Annotated in this window: 18 protein-coding genes and 1 tRNA gene; 10 read left to right on the forward strand and 9 right to left on the reverse strand. The window is 52.0% G+C overall.

Annotated elements, in window-relative coordinates:
* Nucleotides 1–66: 66 nt before the first annotated feature.
* Genes argE through E3U44_RS06765 form a run of 3 tightly spaced genes read right to left on the reverse strand, consistent with a single transcriptional unit; the run spans nucleotide 67 to nucleotide 3739 of the window.
* Entirely contained in the window at nucleotides 67–1206 is a 1140-nt protein-coding gene (argE, locus tag E3U44_RS06755; protein WP_134357357.1) for an acetylornithine deacetylase, read from the reverse strand.
* Nucleotides 1206–2246, reverse strand: coding sequence for a threonine aldolase family protein (locus E3U44_RS06760; protein ID WP_134357359.1), 1041 nt, complete (start codon nucleotides 2244–2246; stop codon nucleotides 1206–1208). The genes argE and E3U44_RS06760 overlap by 1 nt, the downstream gene beginning before the upstream one ends.
* Nucleotides 2247–2254: 8 nt before the next feature.
* On the reverse strand, nucleotides 2255–3739 hold the full coding sequence (locus tag E3U44_RS06765) for an aldehyde dehydrogenase family protein (protein WP_134357361.1): 1485 nt from the start codon (nucleotides 3737–3739) through the stop codon (nucleotides 2255–2257).
* Nucleotides 3740–3878: 139 nt separating this feature from the next.
* On the opposite strand from E3U44_RS06765, the gene E3U44_RS06770 reads away from it, so the two are divergent.
* Genes E3U44_RS06770 through E3U44_RS06785 form a run of 4 tightly spaced genes read left to right on the forward strand, consistent with a single transcriptional unit; the run spans nucleotide 3879 to nucleotide 8874 of the window.
* Nucleotides 3879–5138 (forward strand): sarcosine oxidase subunit beta family protein, encoded by a 1260-nt coding sequence (locus tag E3U44_RS06770; RefSeq protein ID WP_134357363.1) that lies wholly within the window; start codon nucleotides 3879–3881, stop codon nucleotides 5136–5138.
* A 15-nt stretch (nucleotides 5139–5153) separates the two neighbouring features.
* Nucleotides 5154–5426 carry a sarcosine oxidase subunit delta gene (locus E3U44_RS06775; RefSeq protein WP_134357365.1) on the forward strand — a complete coding sequence of 91 codons (273 nt, stop codon included), beginning with the start codon at nucleotides 5154–5156 and terminating at the stop codon, nucleotides 5424–5426.
* Nucleotides 5423–8362 (forward strand): sarcosine oxidase subunit alpha family protein, encoded by a 2940-nt coding sequence (locus E3U44_RS06780; RefSeq protein WP_134357367.1) that lies wholly within the window; start codon nucleotides 5423–5425, stop codon nucleotides 8360–8362. Before E3U44_RS06775 ends, E3U44_RS06780 begins: the two co-directional genes overlap by 4 nt.
* A complete protein-coding gene (locus E3U44_RS06785; protein ID WP_134357369.1) occupies nucleotides 8362–8874 on the forward strand; it encodes a sarcosine oxidase subunit gamma in 513 nt (170 codons plus the stop codon). The genes E3U44_RS06780 and E3U44_RS06785 overlap by 1 nt, the downstream gene beginning before the upstream one ends.
* On the opposite strand, the gene E3U44_RS06790 is transcribed toward E3U44_RS06785, so the two are convergent.
* Nucleotides 8861–9763, reverse strand: coding sequence for a PLP-dependent cysteine synthase family protein (locus E3U44_RS06790; protein ID WP_134357371.1), 903 nt, complete (start codon nucleotides 9761–9763; stop codon nucleotides 8861–8863). The two genes, E3U44_RS06785 and E3U44_RS06790, sit on opposite strands and share 14 nt — an antisense overlap.
* Nucleotides 9764–9863: 100 nt before the next feature.
* Nucleotides 9864–11729: a cation:proton antiporter gene (locus E3U44_RS06795; protein ID WP_134357373.1), complete on the reverse strand. Its 1866-nt coding sequence runs from the start codon at nucleotides 11727–11729 to the stop codon at nucleotides 9864–9866.
* A 374-nt stretch (nucleotides 11730–12103) separates the two neighbouring features.
* Here E3U44_RS06795 and E3U44_RS06800 point away from each other — a divergent pair, with 374 nt between their 5' ends.
* From E3U44_RS06800 to E3U44_RS06825, 6 genes are all read left to right on the forward strand, one after another.
* On the forward strand, nucleotides 12104–12475 hold the full coding sequence (locus E3U44_RS06800; RefSeq protein ID WP_134357374.1) for a hypothetical protein: 372 nt from the start codon (nucleotides 12104–12106) through the stop codon (nucleotides 12473–12475).
* A gap of 786 nt (nucleotides 12476–13261) precedes the next feature.
* Complete coding sequence (locus tag E3U44_RS06805) at nucleotides 13262–13999, forward strand: hypothetical protein (protein ID WP_134357376.1); 738 nt, start codon at nucleotides 13262–13264, stop codon at nucleotides 13997–13999.
* 248 nt (nucleotides 14000–14247) lie between these two features.
* Nucleotides 14248–14505 (forward strand): hypothetical protein, encoded by a 258-nt coding sequence (locus E3U44_RS19565; RefSeq protein WP_206054914.1) that lies wholly within the window; start codon nucleotides 14248–14250, stop codon nucleotides 14503–14505.
* A 3-nt stretch (nucleotides 14506–14508) separates the two neighbouring features.
* Nucleotides 14509–15597 carry a transposase gene (locus tag E3U44_RS19570; RefSeq protein ID WP_240761759.1) on the forward strand — a complete coding sequence of 363 codons (1089 nt, stop codon included), beginning with the start codon at nucleotides 14509–14511 and terminating at the stop codon, nucleotides 15595–15597.
* Nucleotides 15598–16534: 937 nt separating this feature from the next.
* The gene (locus tag E3U44_RS06820) at nucleotides 16535–17422 is read left to right on the forward strand and encodes an IS982 family transposase (RefSeq protein WP_134357379.1); all 888 of its coding nucleotides are present in this window, start codon (nucleotides 16535–16537) and stop codon (nucleotides 17420–17422) included.
* Nucleotides 17423–17460: 38 nt separating this feature from the next.
* Entirely contained in the window at nucleotides 17461–17754 is a 294-nt protein-coding gene (locus tag E3U44_RS06825) for a helix-turn-helix domain-containing protein (RefSeq protein ID WP_276321983.1), read from the forward strand.
* 32 nt (nucleotides 17755–17786) lie between these two features.
* Here E3U44_RS06825 and E3U44_RS06830 read toward each other — a convergent pair.
* From E3U44_RS06830 to E3U44_RS06845, 4 genes are all read right to left on the reverse strand, one after another.
* Nucleotides 17787–17860, reverse strand: a tRNA-Gln gene (locus E3U44_RS06830).
* 12 nt (nucleotides 17861–17872) lie between these two features.
* Entirely contained in the window at nucleotides 17873–18262 is a 390-nt protein-coding gene (gene rpsI / locus E3U44_RS06835; RefSeq protein WP_134357381.1) for a 30S ribosomal protein S9, read from the reverse strand.
* A 15-nt stretch (nucleotides 18263–18277) separates the two neighbouring features.
* On the reverse strand, nucleotides 18278–18706 hold the full coding sequence (gene rplM, locus E3U44_RS06840; protein ID WP_134357383.1) for a 50S ribosomal protein L13: 429 nt from the start codon (nucleotides 18704–18706) through the stop codon (nucleotides 18278–18280).
* A gap of 103 nt (nucleotides 18707–18809) precedes the next feature.
* Nucleotides 18810–19607 carry an undecaprenyl-diphosphate phosphatase gene (locus E3U44_RS06845; RefSeq protein WP_134357384.1) on the reverse strand — a complete coding sequence of 266 codons (798 nt, stop codon included), beginning with the start codon at nucleotides 19605–19607 and terminating at the stop codon, nucleotides 18810–18812.
* Nucleotides 19608–19618: the final 11 nt, after the last annotated feature.

Genomic DNA, 19618 nt, shown 5'->3' on the forward strand with positions numbered 1-19618 from the left:
TTCCTGCTCCGCCAAAACTCTCATTTAGGTTCCTTTGCCGCCAGAAGGGACGTGTCCTCTGGCGCTTTATTTCTGTTCTACTAGATCTCCAACTACTTGATGAAGGAAAGTACGATAAGCTTCCATCTTAGAGATAGCAATGTTTTCATCAGGCTGGTGGGCTTCCTGGATGGTGCCCGGACCGCAGACTACAGTGGGAAGGCCGGCTTGCTGATAAAGTCCAGCTTCGGTGACAAAGGGGGCAGTGCCGATTTTTCCCTCTTCCAGAAATTCCTTTAGCCAAGCGGCGATTTCCCGATTGAGCCCGGATTGAAGCCCAGGAACAGCGGTTTTGATATGATTTTCGACCTCAATGCCCTGTATTCGTTTTTTCAGGGAGTGGATCAAACGTTCCCATGCCTCATTGATCTGGGCCGTGTTTTGGGAGGGCAGGGTACGGCATTCCCAATCAAATTGACAATGTTCCGGAATAATGTTGATGGCGGTACCGCCTCGGATGGTCCCCACATTGAAAGTGGCCGATGGGGGGTTAAAATCCCTATTTTCTTCGGGAGGCAAAAGCTCTTCCAGGGCGGCGATCAGTTTGGAGGCGAATACAATTGCACTGGCGCCCAAGTGGGGACAGCTTGAGTGGGCCGGTTTCCCTTTGATGTGAGTGGTGGTAATTTGAATGCCCTTATGGGCGGTGACCAGCGCTAAATCGGTGGGCTCACCAATCAAAGCAAACCGAGGAGGGGGAGACAAGGTTTTTAAATATCCTATAAGCGCTTTCGCGCCTCCGCAACCGATCTCCTCATCGTAGGTAAAACATACATAGAGGGGGCGCTGCAGCTGGCGACTATCGAGAGCCGCCGCCGTCTCCAGAGCCAAGGCCAGAAAACCTTTCATATCCGAAGTTCCCCGCCCATACAGGTGACCGTTTTTTTCGGTCAGGCGAAAGGGGTCGGTGGTCCAATCCTGTTGGTCGACTGGGACCACATCGGTATGTCCGGCCAGCATCAGACCCCCGTCCCTTTCGGGTCCGATCCAGGCCATAAGATTCGCTTTATTTCCCTGCTCATTGTAGAAGCGTTGGGTTTGAAAACCCTGGCTGCGCAGGAAATCTTCGCTATAGTCGATAAGCGGCAGATTGGTTTCCCTGGAGATGGTCGGAAAACCAATCAGTTTCTCCAGAATCGGGAGATAATGGGTAGGATTGTTTGGCATTATCGCGGGTTTTCCTCACTCACATCTTGGATTTTTCGTTCAAAATTCCGTACCTCCTCAGCCGTTGTATCAAATGAGGTCATCCATCGGACCACCGTGTTCGCAGGGTCCCAGACCGCAAAAGCATAATGTTGTTGCAGGTGGGCTACCCAAGGAGAAGGGATACGGGCAAATACCCCATTGGTTTCTACGGGAACGACGATCTCCACCTGATCGATATCCCTGAGCCTTTGTTCTAGTAAAGTCGCCATAGTATTAGCGTGCTGGGCGTTTTTCTTCCAAAGATCATCGGCTAAAAGGGCTAAAAACTGAGCCGAAACAAAACGCATTTTGGAGACCAGATGCATGCCTTGCTTGCGGTAGAAAGGGGCGTTTTTTGCCAATTTAGGATCAAAAAAAACAATGGCTTCAGCCGCGAGCAGACCGTTTTTGGTTCCGCCAAAGGAGAGCAGATCGACTCCCACGTCCCCGGTAATTTCTTTTAGGCTTAAATTCAGTCGGGCAGCCGCGTTGCTTAACCGCGCACCATCCATATGAAGCAGTAACCCATGTTCATGGCAAAAGTCTGCCAAGGTTTGGATTTCTTCGGGGGTATAGACGGTCCCCCATTCTGTGCACTGGGTAATGGAGAGCACTTTAGGTTGAGCACGGTGCACGATATCCATGCCGCGCAGGAGGGGTGCAACCGTTTCCACACTGAGCTTACCCTGATGGGTTTTAGCGACCAGCACTTTTGCTCCCAGGAATTTTTCCGGCGCACCGCATTCATCCCGATGAAGGTGGGCACAGTCGGCACAAATAACAGCCTCGAAAGAAGCCATAACACTTTGCAACGCAATGACATTGGCGGCGGTCCCGGTCAGCACAAAAAACGTCTCCGTCTGGGTTCCAAAGTGCTGTTTGAACAGTTGCAGGGCCTGCTGTGTGAGGGGATCGTTGCCGTAGGCAATGGCATGGCCGCGACTGGCTTTTGCCATCATAGCCATGACTTCTGGGTGGACACCCGCCGCATTATCACTAACAAAATGACACTTTGTCATTGAAGCGATTACTTCCGCAGTACGGTGACGGTCTTGGTTTCCGTATAGGCATCCAGGGCCTGTTCACTCAGTTCCCGACCGACCCCGGACATTTTGAAGCCTCCAAAAGGGGCGGCTGGATCGACAATATTGTAACAGTTGACCCAGACGGTCCCCGCTTTCACGCCTTCGGCCACCGCATTGGCTTTGTCAATATCTTGGGTCCACACGGCAGCGGCAAGGCCAAACATGGTGTTGTTGGCTTTTGCAATCACTTCATTGATGTCTTTGAAGCGCAAGACACTGACCACCGGCCCGAAAATTTCGTCGGTGGCAATAGCCATATTCTCATTGACCTCACTAAAGACGGTGGGTTGGATAAAATAACCCCGGTCGAAAGCCTGGCTGCCGCCGGTGACGCATGCCGCGCCCTGTTCTTTGCCAAGGGCGATATAGTGCATGATTTTGTCGAACTGGGCCTTGTCAATCTGGGGTCCATGTTCGGTATTGGAATCGAAGGGATCTCCCAGCCTGCGTTTTTCCGCCTTATCGGCAAATCGCTCTACAAATTCATTATATACATTGTCCTGCACAAAGGCGCGGCTGCCGGCACAGCAATTCTGTCCCTGATTTAGAAAAATGGCACCAAAGGAACCGGTGATGGCGTCTTCCAAGTTGGCATCATTAAAAATGATATTGGGGCTCTTCCCGCCAAGCTCAAAGGAGAGGCGTTTCATGCTATTCACCGTGGCCTGTTTGATGATTTGGGCGGTTTTGTATTCTCCCGTGAAGGCAATTTTTTCAACCAGAGGATGTTTTACCAAGGCTGCCCCTGCCGTGGGACCGAAACCAGGCACAATATTGATTACCCCCGGGGGAATTCCTGCCTCCAAGGCTAGTTCCCCGGCACGAAGGGCCGTTAGCGGAGTTTGCTCTGCTGGTTTTAGAATGGTGGTGCAGCCGGCGGCTAGAGCGGGGCCTAATTTCCAGGCCGCCATCGCCAAGGGAAAGTTCCAGGGAATGATGAGGCCACAAACCCCGACGGGTTCCCGGCGGGTATAAGTAAAGAAAGGACCGGAAATGGGGATGGTCTTGCCATGAATCTTGTCCGCCCAGCCAGCAAAATAACGGATGGTGGCCGCGGCACTGGGAATATCATAGCCTAAGGCTTCATTGATGGGCTTACCATTATCCAAGACTTCGAGCTTAGCCAATTCCTCCATATGGGCTTCGATTAGATCGGCCCACTTCAACATCCGGCGGCCCCGTTCGCGGGCGTCCATTTGCTGCCAAGGGCCAATGTCGAAAGCTTTGCGAGCGGCTTTAACCGCCAGGTCAATATCCTCCGCATCCCCTTCAGCCACCTGGGCGATCACTTCTTCGGTAACCGGGTCGATGGTGGCAAAGGTCTTACCGCTGAGGCTGTCGCGGAACTTACCGTCAATCAGCAAGCGGGTCTGGCGCACCTCTACCTGTTCTTTGTGGGTTAGGGGCAATGAGGCTGACGTGCTCATGGATTGGCCCTCCTTAAAATTGGAGTTGATTTCGAATATAGGTATAGCACTCTTGGGAGCCATAACCAATGGCCCTTTCCTATCATAGGGTTCTGGGATGCACTATAGTTAGGGGTAAAAAAAAAGAAGACAAGAAAAAATGAAAAATTATTCTATTTGGAGCCTGTTCCGCAATGCTTTTTCTGGCCACCGTAGCTGGCCACAAGCCTTACCCGACGTGGCCCCCCAGGAGCAATACGATGCTGTTATTGTTGGCGGCGGTGGACACGGGCTGGCGACAGCCTATTACCTGGCCAAAAATCATGGTATCACCCATATTGCCGTGCTGGAAAAAAGCTGGCTTGGGGGAGGGAATGTCGCTCGCAATACCACCATCGTCCGCTCTAATTATTTCCATGACGCCCGGGGCAGATTGACCGAACAGGCCCTGAAACTCTGGGAAAACCTAAGCCGGGAGCTGAACTTTAATGTGATGTTTAGTCCGCGGGGGATTTTGAATCTGGCCCATAGCACCGCCCAACTTGACGACTATGCCCGCCTTGGAAACGCCATGGCAGTCCGGGGCGTGGACGCGGAATTGCTCACCGTCGGCCAGATTAAAGCGCTTGTTCCCTATCTGGATACCAGCCCAGAGGCCCGTTTCCCCATAACGGGGGGATTGATGCAGCGGCGGGCGGGCACTGCTCGACACGATGCCGTGGCCTGGGGATATGGGCGGGCAGCGGCATTGCGGGGGGTCGATATTGTGCAAAATTGTGAAGTCACCAGCATTGTGCGTCAGGGGGGTAAAGTGATCGCTATTGACACCACCCGGGGTAGAATCCGTACCCCCAAGGTGGGGATATGTGTGGCTGGTGCTTCGAGCCGGATGGCGGAATTGGCTGAAATCCGGCTTCCCCTGGAAAACCACCTTTTGCAGGCTTGTGTTACCGAGCCGGTCAAACCCATTCTCAATACTATTGTGACCCATGGGCTATTCAATTTTTATATTAGCCAGACCGATAAAGGGGAATTGGTGATGGGAGGCGATATTGACGGCTATAATCGCTACTCTACGTTTGGTGAACTGCCGCCTTTGGAAGCCGCCATTCGGGCCTGTTTATCCCTGTTTCCCTCTTTTAGCCGGTTACGCCTCATGCGCACCTGGGGAGGTGTGGTTGACATGTCCATGGATGGCAGTCCGATTCTTTCTAAAACCTCCCTCGACGGTTTCTACATTAATGCCGGTTGGTGCTACGGTGGCTTCAAGGCCACCCCTGCTGTGGGCCAGGTATTGGCCCAGATGATGGCCACAGATGAAACCCCTGAACTGGCGGCCCCCTTCGTTCTCGATCGCTTCCATAGCGGACATATCATTGCTGAGGAAGGCAAGGGACCCAAGCCTTGGCTGTATCATTAAAAGAGCAGAAAATTTATGTTGCGTATTCCTTGTCCCTATTGTGGTGAACGGGACCGAACCGAGTTTACCTATGGCGGTGATGCAAGTGTCCAAAGGCCGGCGGATACGGCTCACGTAAGCGATAAGGCCTGGGATAATTATCTTTATTTCCGCGATAATCCGGCCGGTGAGCATCGGGAATATTGGCAGCACAACCTCGGCTGCCGCCAATGGTTTACGCTGGTGCGCAATACGGTCACCAACGAAGTGCTAAAAGAGTCAGCGGCAAATCCTGGGAGCGGTCCATGAGACAACCATTTCGGCTCCCTGCAGGAGGTCTAGTAGACCGCAGTCAGAGACTGACGTTTAGTTTCAATGGCAAGCGCCTCGAAGGCTATACAGGCGATACGTTGGCCTCCGCCCTTCTGGCTAATGGTATCCATCTGGTTGGCCGCAGTTTCAAATATCATCGGCCGCGGGGTATTTTTACCGCCGGGGTAGAGGAACCCAATGCCCTGGTCCGACTAGGGAGTGGAGCGTACGCCGAGCCTAACCTCCGGGCCACGGAAGTGCTTTTATCTCATGGGCTTGAAGCCTATAGCCAGAATTGCTGGCCCTCGCTTCATTTTGATCTGGGGGCTGTTTCTCAATGGCTGGCGCCTGTTCTAACGGCTGGTTTCTATTACAAAACGTTTATGGGACCGGGCCGTCGTGCTTGGCCCTTCTACGAATATTTTATTCGCCATGCCGCCGGGTTGGGCAAAGCGCCGGAAGCCCCGGATCCGGATCGCTACGACAAACGTCACCTCCATTGTGATGTTCTGGTGATTGGCACGGGGCCGGCAGGGCTGGCAGCGGCGCTCACAGCTGCTAAAACAGGCGCACGGGTGGTGGTGGCTGAGGAAAACCCGCTACTAGGAGGCAGCCTGCTGGACAGGGAAGAATCCCGAGAAGGGGTAAGAGAGATCATGGAACAGCTTGTGGCCCTGTCGGATGTTTTTCTCTTGCGCCGAACGACGGTGTTTGGCCATTATCGGCAAGGTCGCTTTGCTGCCTTCCAGCGTTTGGAAAACCAGGTGGTAAAACAACGCCTATGGCAGATTCAGGCAAAACAGGCCATCCTCGCCACGGGAGCTATGGAACGGCCATTAGTGTTTCCCAACAACGACCGGCCTGGTGTCATGTTGGCTTCTGCCGCTCGCCGCTATGTTAATCGTTATGGCGTCCAGCCTGGTCGAGATGCCGTCCTCTTCACCAATAATGACAATGCTTATGCTACTGCCCAAGATTTGGTAGACGCGGGTGTTGCAGTGAAGATGATTGTGGATCTGCGCCCGCAACCGCCTGCAGTGCCGGTCCCTAAGGAGACTGAAGTTTTGACGGGTGCCAAGGTATTCAATGTCAAAGGCCGGCGTCATGTGGTAGAGGTGGAGGTGGAGAGGAATTGTCTGCGGCGGAGATTGGATTGCGATTTGCTCTGTATCTCCGGAGGGTGGAGTCCCGTGCTGCATCTTTTTGCCCACAGTCCAGGGCAGACACGCTACGAGGCTTCCTTGGGAGCTTGGATTCCGGACTCGGCTCAAGAAGGGTTGCAAGTTGCCGGGGCGGCCAGTGGAGTTTTCGGTCTTGAAGCCTGTTGGCAGCAAGGTCTGGAAGTCGGTTTCAAGGCAGTGCAGGCTATCGGATTTTCTGTCCCAAAAAAACCGGAAATTATTGTTCCTCAGGAAATAGGGAAGGAGCTGTCGGTCACGGTGCCCGATATCTCCCCCATTATTCCCGGAAAGAAGGGGCCACGTTTTGTGGATCTGCAAAATGATGTCAAAGTGGAGGATATTGAGTTGGCCCTGCGGGAAGGGTACCGTTCCATTGAACAGGTGAAACGCTATACCACCTTAGGTATGGGGACAGATCAGGGCCGTACCGCTAATATTAATGGCGCGCGCCTGGTGGCTGAAGTCCTCTCTCGATCTCTCTCCACAGTGGGCACTACGACCTTTCGGCCCCCCTGGACACCGGTGACCCTAGGAGCGGTTGCGGGCCGGCAAAGCGAAACCCCTATAGCGCCCCTGCGGCGTTCGCCGATACACCCTTGGCATGAGGAAAACGGCGCGGTTTTTATGCCATCCGGTCTGTGGTGGCGGCCCCATTATTATCGAAGTCATGGCGCTCAATTGGTGCAAGCCGCTACCCGTGAAGCCCAGAACGTGCGCCACAATGTGGGCATTGCCGATGTCTCCACCCTAGGAAAAATCGATATTCAGGGAACAGGCGCCTCGGAATTCCTCAATCGGGTTTATATTAATCACTGGAGCAAGCTAGCGGTAGGCAAGGTCCGTTACGGCGTCATGTTACGGGAGGATGGTTATGTGTTCGATGATGGCACCACAGCAAGGCTGGCTGAAAATCATTTCCTGATGAGCACCACCACGACCAATGCCTCGGCGGTACAGTCCCATTTGGAGTTTTATCAACAGATGATCTGGCCCGATCTGGATGTGAAAATCACCTCAGTTACCGATCACTGGGCCGTGGTTGCCCTGGCCGGACCCAATAGCCGGAGGGTGCTAGAAAGGCTGTTTGAGGGGCGGGATGTAGATAACCACGCTTTACCCTTTCTGGGCATAGTGGAAACGGAATTGCACGGGGTACAGGCTCGGATTGCGCGCATTAGTTTCTCCGGCGAACGGGCCTATGAAATTGCGGTGCCCGCCGATTACGGACTGGCGTTATGGGAAGCGCTGCTGGAAGTAGGAAAAACATTTGCAATCCTGCCTTATGGCCTTGAAGCCATGGACTACTTGCGGATTGAAAAAGGCCACCTGGTAGTAGGTGCGGATATTGACGGCCGCGTATCGCCCTATGACCTCGGCCTGGAGGGTCTGTGTAGTCAAAGCAAGGATTTTATTGGCCGCCGTTCTCTCCAAAAACCCGCTTTCCATGAGGAAGAAAGATTGAAGCTGGCGGGCTTTGTGTCCACCGACGGAAAAACCATGATTACCGCCGGTGCTCAGTTGCTGGCCGAACCTTTTAAGAAGGATACACCGCAAAAAAGTCTGGGCCGGATTACTTCCCGAGCCTACAGTCCGGTGCGGGAAGCCCCTATCGCCCTAGGCCTGATTGTAGGGGGGATGGAGACCTATAACCGGCCAGTGTATGCGGTATCTCCGGTGACAGGTGAGCAGGCCGAAGTCATGGTGACCTCACCTCACTTTTATGATCCTAAGGGGGAGCGGATGAAAGGATAATGGCTTATTCTATTGCGGAAAAATTTAAAAATCGTTGTACCGCGTTGACTGATAGACCCCAGAGTTTCCTAGAGGGGCTGTCCACACCCCAGCCTACCGCTATCATTACGGTTGCAGGGATTCATGAAGATGGGATTAAGACTATTGTGCCGGATGAAGCTATTCTCTGGCTGGGACCTGATAAGTGGTGGGTGGTTTCCGAGACCCAGCCGCCCCAAGAATTGACTGAAAAGTTAACCTATGCTCTAGAAACCGAAAATGCGGCGCTGACCGATGTGAGTCATGGGGTCTTCCGTTTTCGGATGAGGGGACCTGATGTTCCCCATGTGTTAAGCGCCGGGGTGAGTCTTGATTTGCATCCTTCTGTTTTTAAACCGGGCCGGAGTGTGCCCTCTGCCTGGGATGATGTCTATATCCTATTGCATAGGGTAGAGGAAGAATGTTTCGACATTTATACCCTTCGCAGCTACGCTTCCTCCCTGGAGGAGTGGTTGGTCGCTAGCTATACATGAGGGAGAGATATTTTTCGGCTTCATCGCAGAGGAAGGTGAGGACGTTTTTGATCCCCGGATCGCGGCGTTTGAGTTCCTGGGCTGCCCAAATGTTTGCCCCTGAGCTGGGACCCACAAATAGACCCCGTCCCCGTCCTAGTTGTTTGGAGACCTCAATCGCCGTTTCGCTTTCTACATGGATGATTTCATCGATTTCATGCCGATGGCGCTGATAAATGGTCGGAATAAAGCCGTCGGAAATGCCTTCAATCTGATGATCGGCCACGATACAACATTCAATGGTGCGGGATTCCGTGGGCTCCATGGCGTAAACTTTGATCTGATCATTGTGCCATTGACGCAAAGCTTGGGACACGCCGACCAGCGTTCCGCCGGTGCCAACCCCCTGCACGATGGCATCGATCCGCATCCCTTCGGGGATCTGGGCGATGACCTCCCGGCCTAGCCATTCCCGGTTTTCTTCCACATTCCATTCATTATCAAATTGTCGAGGACAAAAATAGCCTTCTTGGGCGCCGAGTTCCTGCGCCGTACGTAAAGCATCATTGACTTGAAAGCGGCCAACGAATTTGACTTCGGCCCCCAGTCCACGGGAAATTTTGACTCTCTCGGAAGTATATCCCGCCGGCATCACCACTATCATGCGATAGCCTTTGATAGCGGCGACCATACTCATGGCATTTCCGGTGTTGCCGCTGGTGGCTTCAACAATGGTATCACCCGGTTTTAGTAAGCCCTCCGCCTCCGCCTTCTCAATCATATACTTGGCCATCCGGGCCTTGATAGAACCGGAGGGATTCAGAAATTCACATTTGGCGAAAATGCCATCCCCCATATCCAGCAAAGGCGTGTTGCCAATGGCGTCCAAAATCGTGTGGCTAATGGTCATGAAAGGCCTCAGTTCGGTAGACGATTACGGGGTTTTCTATTCACGTGAGTTCATGGATAACGACATGGGCTTATTACAATAGTAGCCCTATCAATAAGTTTTAAGTATTAAGAGAAGAATAAGAATATTTTAAATCTTTATTTTCCTTAAAACTTCCCACGGTATCAGGTGGGCCAAAGCTAATGACGATATCTCCTGCTTGCAGAGAATCCAAGTCGGCAAGGGGGTGGAACCTCACCTGACCGTATTTGGTCACCACAGCGATTAATATGGTTTCCTGCTGGTGATCCTGAAGATAATCCTGATAGGTATACTCTTCCGTGAGTTGGGTTTTTCGAAATTCCCAACCATGATAGTAGAGTCGCATAAAGTCTTCATATTGGGTGCTTTCGTCAAAGGCGATTCTTCCTCTTACCGTGCGGGCAAAGATTTTATCTTCCTCATCGGGGATTGATAAGGAGGGTAATTGGAATACTTTATTTTGGCCCAACTCCGGCGCAAAACGGGTGCATACCAGGGCGTTGTAGGCATCATTGGCGGTGACGGCCAGCACATGACTAATTTCATTGAGCTCAAGGGAGCTTTCTACGGTTTCCGACAATATTTGCCCCCGGTATATTTTTAGGTTCGACATGCGTGCGGAGTGTAAATGATGCCATGAAGTATCATTGACAATCACCGGGACGCCCAGTTCTTTAAGCAAACGGGCCAGTGCAATTGACCAGGGGGTTGCACCAACGATGAGTACCCCGCTGGGATTGCGAGAGGCAAGGCCCAGGAGACGACTCAGCCATTCGATGGTAAGGCCGTGCAAGATAACGGTGGCTGCGATGAGCGCAAAGATCAAAGGCAGCAACTGGTCAGCGCCGCCAAAGCCTTGCTGGGTCAGGGGAAAAGCCAACAAACCTGCCATTGAGGCAGCGACAATGCCTCGGGGTGCAATCCAGGCAATGAGCAATTTTTCCTGCCATTTCATCCCTGTTCCCAGGGTGGATAGGTATACGGATAGCGGTCGCACCAAAAAGATCACTGTGCCCAGCAAAGCAAGGCTGTGCCAGTCGAGTTTGGCCAGCACTTCAAGCTCAATGGTGGCGGTCAATACGATAAAGACCACTGAAACCAGTACGAGGGTGATGTATTGTTTGAAGCGGCGTAGCTCTTCAATATTCCGTAGCCGTTGGTTGGCCACGACGACTCCGGCGACGGTAACGGCCAGCAGCCCCGCTTCTTCTTGCACCCCATTGACGGCCACATAGAGCAAAAGGACAGCGCCTAACATGACCGGGGACTTAAGAAATTCCGGGACGTGTTCTCTGTGAAAAGCCCAGCTTAGCAAGTAGCCAAGAGCGATTCCCGAGCCGGTAGCCACCAATAAACCTAGGCTGAGGTTGCCTAGCACTGTGAGCACGCTATGCTCAGGGGAATCTATTGTCCAATACCACACTGTCCAATACTCGAAGACTAAAATAGCAAGCAGTGCGCCTAGCGGATCATTAATAATCCCTTCCCACTTAAGCAGTGCGGCCGTATGGCGCTGAAGTCGGGCATGTTTTAGCAAGGGCATGAGCACAGTGGGACCAGTTACCACACTAATAGCGCCAAAGAGGGTGGCAATCGGCCAAGAGAGCCCGGCAATAAAGTGGGCCGCCGCTGCGCTAAGGATCCAAGTCAAAAGCAAGCCCAAACTGACCAAGCGCTTTACATCAACGCCCGCTTCTTTATATTCATGCCACTGCAGATTGAGGCCCCCTTCAAATAAAATGATGGCGACTGAGAGGGCGATTAAGGGAGGGAGAACTTGGCCGAATTCTTGTGCTGGATTGAGCCAGCCTAAGACTGGACCGGCTGCAAAGCCGGCCATCAACAGCAGTACAATGGCCGGAATATGCATGCGCCATGCCAACCATTGGGCGCTGATTCCGAGCACAATAATCAGTGAAAAAGTAAGCGTTAAGTTGGCTTCCATGGTGTCCTGTCTGGCAAAGGAATAAGAGAGTTAGAGGGGGAAGGGTATGGACCCTTGTCCCTATACGCCGTATCGAGTACCTCAATCGCTGAAGTTTTTCTTAGTCCATGATAGCTATAGGATAGAAGTAATTCTCGGGGGAACACAAAATAAGAGGGGTGGCATGGAGCGATCCTATAGCCGATTTTGCCATGGTGGACCGGGCTCGGGGCATTCGCACTCGACCCGATTACACGTAATTAGCCTGTGCGGCCTTTGGGCCAGGTTTACCGGCTAAGCGGTGAAACATAGGATACGGTCAATCGCAAGGGCGAGCGGTCAAACCATGTTTCACCAGGTTATAGGGCAGATAGTCGAATGAAGGAGCCGATGCTATGAGAGGAGTCATCCTAACCACTTTGCTAACTTTGCTATTTTTGTTTTGGTTGGCGGCGGAGCTTTATGATTTTTTTAAAACCAAACATAAATCGACAGAGGCCAAGCGAACGGTTGCTTATATTTTTGGGTACCCTTTGCTTACGGCTTATGTGGTGAGCCATGGCCTACCGCCTGCCGCAATCCTGTTTCCAGTCGCCCTGGGTGGAGTAGCTTGGCTATTGGCGGGGATGCATCTAAGGAAAGTTTTAGAAGGCGAGTATCAATCCACGCCCGGAACGTTTATTGGAATCCCGATAAAGTATTGGTTTGGTGGTGGCCTCAGCGCATTTCTTCTGGGTGCCTTGCTTCAATACGTCGGACTGTTTTAGGACCCGTTTTGGATGAGGTAGCAATGTCTGCCAAAAAGCAAGGTGCTACCCTTGGTGGGTTGAGTGGCTATCACCACATTGAGTTTATCGCAAGGAGTTGACTCAAGTTTTTGGAAAATTCATAGGGGCGAGGCGATCATATTAGAAGCATCGAAATCACTTTAGCTAAATGGATGGATATGGGAAATTCTTTCTCCACTTTGAGAGATAGCGGTGTAAAAAAGGGTCACGTCTTGTCTATTGCTATTTCTATCAAACTAAAGGGAAAGCATTTAATTAAAATTATACCCTTTATTTCTTAAGAGCTGTGATGTTGAATCCGCTGCGAGCAGCCATGGTCGATAAAACAGCTCTCTGTTGATGATCGTAGAAGCGAATGTGCCACAGTGGCTATATATGGACAGGCAACTCAGCTAGTTTAGCGGGCGCTTTTTTATGAACGAACTGCGGGAGAAATGAAACAAAATAACCGAGAGTAGTGATGTTAGAACTGACCCTAAATTTCGAGCCTAAATTTATTCGTCATGTGCCGCATTCGTTGTGTGAAATCCCTGTTTAATACTTTTTTTATAGCTTCTCTATTTTCCTCCAATATTATGTTTTTATTGGATAATTATACTTTAGTATCAATATTGAATGTTTAATAGATCAGAAGATGAGCTCGGTAATAGTTTTTCTCTACTCTCCCTTTAGTTCGTAGTTCTTTGCAGTCGCTGCGGTACAAGGATGTACCGCTATTTTTTTCTGTTGCTAAGCAGGTAATCCCCATTTGTTAGGAGCCGTGAAATGCTCAGAATATTTCATCGGAAACTGCTTGTATGGTTAGCGTTGGTGGTGCTTTTACTGACCACAATACCAAGAATATCCCTGGCGCAAGGAAATGCTGGTGCGGGTGGGTGGATGGCTCCGGATGTAGTCATGGAGTGGAACCTGGCGACACTGAATCTAATAAAAGACAAGAATATACCTGCTAGCCAATTCGGCAGCCGGTTGATAGCTATGGTGCACATTGCCATGTTTGACACTATTAACGGCGTTCAGCCGGAATATAGCCCATTCCTTGTTGACGGGACACGACCCAAGTTGATATTTCCGGAAGCCGCCGCAGCTACCGCAGCTTATACCATACTGTCTACCCTGTACCCGGCTGAAAAAGACTCCTTTGAAGCACTCTACCGTGAGCAACTCTCCTGGCTGTCTGACAACTCCGGACTCAGCCGACTAGCGGTGCGCTATGGCGAGCGAATCGCTCAGGCAGTGCTGGAATGGCGGCAGGATGACGGCTCTGGCCAGGCAGCGGCAGGGAGTGCAGTTTATCCCGATGGAACAGAACTCGGCGAATGGCGGAGGACCCCGCCTGCCTATATGAACCCCAGGCTCCCAGGATGGGGGAATGTTACTCCTTTCGCCATGACCAGCGGAGACCAGTTCCGGCTGATAGGCCCACCGCCTTTGGACAGCTACGAATACGCCTGCGATTACAATGAGGTCAAGGCCATGGGCGCTAAGGACTCCGCTTTTTGATGATTGTGCTTTCTCCACCGAATGTTCGCTTGCCTGATAGGAAGTTTCAAGCTCTATTAGCTAAAGCTAACCGAACGCAGAGGATTGTCAATTAGTTAGCTGTGTTGATCTTCCCTCGATAAAACGAACACAACATCGTCTATGTCGCTGAGCAGGTCATTGACGCATAGATATAATTACACGACTTGGAAAGTTAACTGCTTAAGAGGGATGATAGGGGGAAGAACAACTGAAGAAAATGCATAGAGATGTGGCTACCGTTAGTCGGTGTTTCCAGCCTAATAAAGGAGGGTCTTGAGCCTTACCGAGAGTTCTTTTGTCGGGACGCCGGGTTTGAGCATGTGAGTCGCTATATCACGGGATTGTTGCTCAGTCCCAATAAGACGCTGCAAGGGATTGACGCCCAGCAGGTTTGGGCGAAGGCTGGAGGGGTGAGCCGACGAGCGATGCATGCGGCGGTGTTTGAAGCCGGCGGGGATAGTGAGGGGTTGCTGGCGCGCCATTGAGCGGTGGTCGCAGGCGAGCATCGAGGACGGGGCTTGGAAGTCATGGTTCTGGATTGGACCTACGTGCATCATGACCGGGGACCTGAGATTTACGCCACCAAGCGGGCTTATGACCCCGTCGAAGGTCGGATGAGTACCTACCCGACGCTGGTCACGGCGGTAGTGGCCCATGCCGATAGGGTCGATGGTTTAGCGCTAGAGGTTCAGTTTCCCAACTCTCAAGCCGAAGAGTTAGGCTATTTGAACATGACGGCCCAAGAGGACTACACCGCTCTGGAGCAGGCGCGAGAGCGATTTATCGACTTGCTGCATTATCAGAAGAACCGTCTGTCGTATCGCAAACGCACCGAAATCGCTGTGGAGATGGTGCGCCAACTCGAAGCCGAGGGCCATTTTCCGCAGGCACCTTATGCCTTTGATAATGGGGTGCTCTCGTTACCGTTAATCCAGCTCATCGAACAGCAGGGGAAGCATTGGGTTTCGGAGCTGGAAAGCTCTCGGCTCATTCAATGGCAGGGGCAATGGCGGCGGGTCGATGAGATCGCCGCCGAGTTGCGTCAGCAGCATCCCGAGAGCTTTCGTCGCGTCAACGTGAAGCGGCGTAGCGGTGAGGAAAAAGCGTTCTGGGCCTTTACCAAGACGGTGCGGTTGAAGCGCTATGGGCGCAAACGCCTGGTCATTGTTCATGAGCAAGCCGATCTCAGTGATACTCCTCGGTTTCTACTCACCGATGCCCTGCACTGGGAAGCAGGCCGGGTGATTCGGGTCTGGAGCGATCGCTGGCCGGTGGAGATCTTTCATGAGTTCTGCAAACAAGCCGTGGGCCTGGAAGCGTCTCAGGTACGTAAGGAGGAAGCGCTCAAACGCCACTTCCGCTTGAGTGGCGTAGCGCAGTCGTTGCTTCAGCGGACCCCGGCGGGTGGCAGAAAATCAGAACGATTTGCCTTTGCTGAAGATAATCAGCAAACCGTCGCTCAGAAGCTCTATACCCTCACCCGTGATGCCTTGAGTCAGTGGGTGCAGTTGGCACAGGGCCTCTTCGCTCAGGGGCAATCTTATCAACAGGTTTTGGAGCGACTCATGTCCGTCTAAATCAAGCCCGCTCTCAGCATGGGGAGGGTAACGTTCCAAGTCGTGATAATTACTCTATGCGCGGGAATGTTCTGAAAAGGATGCGATAATGAGACTGACAACTAATAGAGCTAGTATGCTAGGCCTTGCGGCCGTTGCGAGTATGGCGCTAGGTTTTGTGCTGCCGGCTTGGGCGGTGCCGAAACCGCTTATACGCAAACGACTGCCGCCGGCAGGCTCGAGGTTACTCCCAGTCCTGCTTTAGGGATCACTGGAACAGGCGTTGGGACAAGGAGATCCGTGAGGGCATCCGGACACCGCCGGACTGCGTAGGGGGTTGTGGCGGTGTAGGCGTGACCAACTATAACGTGCAGGACCTAAAGGACCAGATCGAGCGTCATGCCTGTGCGTTCCAAGTCGCAACGCCATTCCGCGTCCATGTCGTAGGCCGGACCTGGGGTGACACGCGCTGCAGCGGCGAGGTGGTCGTCTCCCGGAATTACGTGATCAAGGATGAGATGTGCGGTAAGGATTGACGTGGCGAGGAGGGAAGGCGTGTCAAGAACCGTTTTTTCAGGTTCGGCACGGACAAGGGTTATACCAATTTCATGTAATTTTGCACTGTATAGGTCTAATGTAAACAAATACTTACAACCTTAATAAATTGCATTCTTTTGTTAAATTGGTATTAGAATCTAGCCGAGCCCGCACCCTAGGTGTTACAGGAACGAGCAGATGCCTTTGTATTTACTTACTGTTTTTGGCAAAGGCGAGAAGGCGCATCTAAGCAAAATGGAGCGTAACGAATTAGCTAAGCTGGTTCGGCTCCTGGTTCAAAGGAGGAGTGCTAGCCGTAAATGACGTCAGTTCGACATAAGCGGGGGGCTGTTTTCATAGTCCTGGGTAGGAGATAGGATGTGCCTGTTCAGAGGGTTATTCAAAGAAGCAGGTGAGGGTCATGATAGATTTAGAGCGGGTTTTTTGTGAGGTCGATGATTTCTGCCAAGCGTTTGAACCCCAGTGGCATCAGCAGCTTCTACACTCAGGCGAGAGAAAGCGGCGAAAAACCTCAAGCCTGTCACTGAGTGAGGTGATGACGATTATCATTGCTTTCCATCGCTCGAACTATCGCACCTTTAAGCACTATTACACCGGCTATGTGGCGAAATACTGGCGGGGAGCCTTTCCTATGCTGGTCAGTTATCCCCGCTTTGTGGAACTGATGAGCTCGGCGTTGATTCCCTTGTGCAGTTATCTGCACACCCGTAAAGGCCAGGTCAGCGGTATTGGTTTTATTGATTCTACGCCCATTATCGTCTGCCATCGCCAACGGGCTCCTACCCATCAACTCTTTAGAAAAAAGTCCCACTGGGGCAAGAATTCCATGGGATGGTTTTATGGATTTAAGCTGCATTTGATCATCAACGATGAAGGGGAACTGCTCGCCTTCAAGCTGACCCCGGCGAATGTCGATGACCGCCAACCCGTTCCCGAGATGACCCGAGGGATGTTTGGAAAGCTCTTCGGGGATAAGGGGTATATTTCTCAGCCCCTCTTCGACCTCTTGTTTGAGCGGGACTTACAACTTATCACCAAGCTCAAGAAAAACATGAAAAACAAACTTCTTCCCTTGTTTGATAAGATCCTCACCCGAAAACGGGCCCTCATTGAAACGGTCAACGATCAGCTCAAAAATATCTCCCAAATTGAGCACACCCGCCATCGCAGCATCGCTAATTTTATGGTCAATCTAGTGGCCGCCCTGATTGCCTACACCTATCAGGACAAAAAACCCTCTCTTCACCTTCGCTTTCACCCCGATCAATCCTTACCCATCGGGATCTAGCTTATGTCGAACTGACGTTAAATGAAGTATTTAAAAGTATAAAACAGGGTTTACAGGAGGCCATTGAGCACGTGGAAGGTAAGCCGGTAAAGGCAATTGTGCACAAGCATGAATCCGTAGATGTTAAAGCTATCCGTGAAAAGGTAGGCATGACGCAAACGGAGTTTGCAGCCTCTTTTGGTATTAGTCTGGGTACCCTGAGGCATTGGGAGCGGGGTGACCGCAAGCCTCATGGACCCGCATTAGTTTTACTTAATGTAGTAGCCAGAGAACCCAAGGCAGTTATTAGAGCATTAGCGCAGAGCAAGCCTAACATGTCGCTCAACGAATAAAGGCCCGCGGGAACGCGGGCCTTTGTTTTCCTTGGCTGGGGGACTAGGATTCGAACCTAGGTTGACGGAGTCAGAGTCCGCTGTCCTACCACTAGACGATCCCCCAAAAAAGAAACCGTTAACGCTTGGAGTACTGAGGCGCCTTGCGGGCCTTGTGGAGACCAATTTTCTTACGCTCTACAGCCCTAGCATCTCGGGTAATATAACCTGCTTTACGCAGTTCGGATTTGAGGGTTTCATCATAGTTCACGAGAGCCCGAGCGATACCATGGCGAATGGCGCCAGCTTGGCCGCTATTCCCACCTCCACGAACGAAAACTCGCGTGTCTAGCTTCTCGTCTAATTCCGCAAGTTCTAGGGGCTGGCGGACAATCATCCGTGCAGTTTCCCTGCCGAAATAATCTTCAATGGTGCGGTTATTGATGAGGATGTTGCCACTACCGCTGGTTAGGTAGACGCGGGCGGTAGAGGTTTTGCGGCGGCCGGTAGCGTAATATGTCTCTGCCATGGTTTAGATGCTCATTTAAATCTTTAAGGGTAGGGGTTGTTGGGCAGTATGGGGATGTTCGACGCCCCTATAGACCTTGAGTTTGCGGAACATTGCGCGGCCCAAGGGGTTTTTGGGCAACATGCCCTTAACGGCTATCTCTATGGCCTGCTCTGGGGCTTTTTCGAGAAGCTGCTCCAAAGTTAGGGATTTAATCCCACCGGGATAGCCGGTATGCCGATAATAGCGTTTCTGAACCAATTTCCTACCTGTAAAGCGAATCTTTTTCGCATTGACCACTACAATATAATCCCCGGTATCGATATGGGGAGTATAGATCGCTTTATGTTTACCTCGCAGACGCCGGGCAATCTCGCTCGCCAAGCGCCCCAGGGTTTTGCCATCGGCATCCACTAGATACCAGTCGCGCCGTACTTCTTTGGGTTTGGCACTGAAGGTTTTCATCCGTTATTGCTCCAGCAATTGGCTGAGGGCCTAAAAAAACAGGGAATCTTATGGCTTGTTGCATAAACTGTCAATACAGCAGCCCTTTCTCAAACTGAGTATCCTATGAAAACAGGTAAAATAATAGGCCACCTAATAGCAACCGGTATACCACGAAGAGAAGCATGCCGATGCGCTGAAGAAATTTGAGGAAATAATGAATACAGGTATAGGCACAGAGACCTGAGACCAGGGTGCCTAGGGCCAGAGCCCCCCAATCGACAGGTTCGGTCCGGCCCAGGAGCTCTAAGATCGCCAATGCCCCGGCAAGAAGGATCACGGGGATGGCCAATAGAAAGGAAAACCTTGCGGCTCCTTCACGGGTCAGTCCTAACATCAAGCCGGCCGTGATGGTGATGCCGGAACGGGAGGTGCCCGGAATCAGGGCCAGGACTTGAGCAAGGCCGATGAAAAGGACATCGCGCCAGCTTAAGGTATACTCATCTCGTTGCCGTTTTCCTACGCTGTCCGCATAGGCGAGGAGGAGGCCAAAACCCACTGTGCTCCAGGCGATAATCAGGGGGGAGCGGAGGGACTCCTGAGTTGTTTCGGTGAGGGTCACGCCGACTAACCCGACCGGTACGGTGCCAAGGAGAATAGCCCAGGCCAGGCGGCTTTCCCCAATCATTTGGCTTGAGGTGAGGGAGTGCAGCCAGTCCCGTGCCATCTTAGTCAGCTCAATCCGGAAGTAGGTGATGACGGCGGTGAGAGTTCCCAGGTGAACGGCCACGTCAAAGGCAATCCCTTGGTCGGTCCAGCCCGCTAGCACGGGGAGGAGGATAAGATGAGCGGAACTGGAAATAGGGAGAAATTCCGTAAGCCCTTGCAGGATGGCAAGCGCCAAAATATGGATAAGTTCCACCAGATAACCCT

This window comes from Nitrosococcus wardiae (assembly GCF_004421105.1).
GTDB lineage: Bacteria > Pseudomonadota > Gammaproteobacteria > Nitrosococcales > Nitrosococcaceae > Nitrosococcus > Nitrosococcus wardiae.